This window comes from Streptococcus sp. A22 (genome assembly GCF_043674215.1).
Lineage (GTDB): Bacteria > Bacillota > Bacilli > Lactobacillales > Streptococcaceae > Streptococcus > Streptococcus suis_V.
In genome coordinates, this window is record NZ_JBIMJQ010000062.1 from 1 (window position 1) to 1,987 (window position 1,987).

General features: G+C 31.4%; 2 protein-coding genes. Both read right to left on the reverse strand.

Annotated features, from left to right (window positions below; all coding sequences use genetic code 11):
- Nucleotides 1-179: 179 nt before the first annotated feature.
- Nucleotides 180-386, reverse strand: coding sequence for a hypothetical protein (locus tag ACHBHN_RS11255; RefSeq protein WP_394734154.1), 207 nt, complete (start codon nucleotides 384-386; stop codon nucleotides 180-182).
- Nucleotides 387-787: 401 nt separating this feature from the next.
- A complete protein-coding gene (locus ACHBHN_RS11260; protein ID WP_394734155.1) occupies nucleotides 788-1,750 on the reverse strand; it encodes an Abi family protein in 963 nt (320 codons plus the stop codon).
- Between the last annotated feature and the right edge of the window lie 237 nt (nucleotides 1,751-1,987).

Consider the following 1,987-nt stretch of genomic DNA (forward strand, 5'->3'; position numbering starts at 1 on the left):
CTGTGCTGTGCTGTGCTGTGCTGTGCTGTGCTGTGCTGTGCTGTGCTGTGCTGTGCTGTGCTGTGCTGTGCTGTGCTAATGGATTGTACCATTCTTTTCTCCTTAATCAAGCATTTTATACTTTTTGTAAAATTATTATAACATAAAGTAGAGAATGTCTGTATTGATTTTTCCCTTTCTTAGTTATCTATCTTATTAACAAATTCAGAGTATTCTTTCACTGCTTCAAACACCATCATATACATTGAGTATGATGCGACAAATGCATTAGCCCACTTTTGATTTATCCGCGCGAGAATTTCAGATTCTTCATTTCTAAAAAATAGGGAATTTTCGTGCATTAAAGTTTTAGCATCGTTAACCATTTGATTTGATATACCTTCCATTATGATTTTATAGGCTTCAGAAAAATCAGCCTACTCAGATTTTTCAAAAAATCATCTACTTCTTCTTGAGTTTTTAGTGTTTTTATATGTTCTTCAAGTACTCAGTTTAAAGTATCAGTTATAAAACTTTCAAATTTATCAGCATTATTACTCCTACTATTATTTTTTACATCTATATGGTATTGAATTTCATGTAGTATTTTAAAATGAATATATACAATCAAATTTTTGAACTTGATAATACTGGAATGCAGTACCCTAAAAAGGATAGCATCCTAAAGTAAAGATACTCTTTTGATTCAACTGAATCTAGCTTATGTAAGTATTTTAAAAAGTCACTACTATTGAGTGACTTTTTAATACATTGATTCAATATTTATCAAATAAAAATTATTCTAATTTCAAATTCTAGTGTACAAAGAATTATTTTGCAAACTATTCAACACTTCCTTGCTTTTAAGTCCGTAGTAATTTGCTTGCTTTTGGCTTTTGTCAATTAATTTTCTAAATGAACCAAAAATTTCTCTAAAATTATATTGGTTATCAATAGCATCCATCATATATTTCACTATAATAATCGGCAGAGCAATGCGGTTTGAATAAACACCTTCTTTTAGCTCGTATAAGAGTTCCTTCCATTCCTCACGAAGCATTGGTGTCGTGTGCATCTTAAGATCAATAATATTAGAATTGTGAGCGCACATATTCCTTAATAAGTTTAAACATTTCAACCAAGAAAGTAACTCAGCATCACTGCAATCATATTGTTTAGCTATTTGTCTAATATTATTTGTTGACATTAATTCGATAAGGTTGATTATCTGACCGAACGTCATTAGGTTAATAGCCAACCAAATTGGAGGATATTTCATATTGTCAATTCTCAATTTTTCCTTGATTTCTGGAGAAGTTGTTCTTTTCAATTCAGCTTTTAGCTGCTTTTTAAATTTATCTTCTCGATATGTTAGGTAATGCTTGCAGTACTCTTTTTTGTTGCACCACTGTGAGAAATTTAAATATCCATATGGCCCTAATCTTCTATAACCTAAAACAAACGCTACTTGGGTTTTTAAAGCTACCTCAATGTCTTCGAGAGCATCCAATAGATGGAGACGTAATCGTTTATCTTGATAATATCTAACAGTAATTTTTTTGAATGGAGTATTTTGATAATTTATTTGGCGTTCACCATCAACTGTCACAATTTTTGAAAAAGGTCTAGCAAATTCCTTTAATTTATAGTAAGAGATTATTGATAACTTTTGCTCAGCTTTTTTCTTGTCCTGTTCTCCAGAAAACTGCATACCTCTTGATTCTAATAAAGCAACTTGCTCCTCAAAACTCTTATGTGAAAAACTACTCATCTGAACACTCCTTAAATAAAAAAACCACCCATCAGAACATGTCTGTGCAATTGAAGCAAGGGCGGCCATTGATATTTCATACTAAGTATATAGTATATTTAGATAGACGTCAAGTACTTTAGTGATATTTTTTTACGAATAAAAATTTATATAAAATGACCGAAAGTTCTATAATGAAGTTAGCCACCCCAACCTAGCCAAAAAACAGCTGTTTCAACTGGTTCAGCTGTCTGTTCT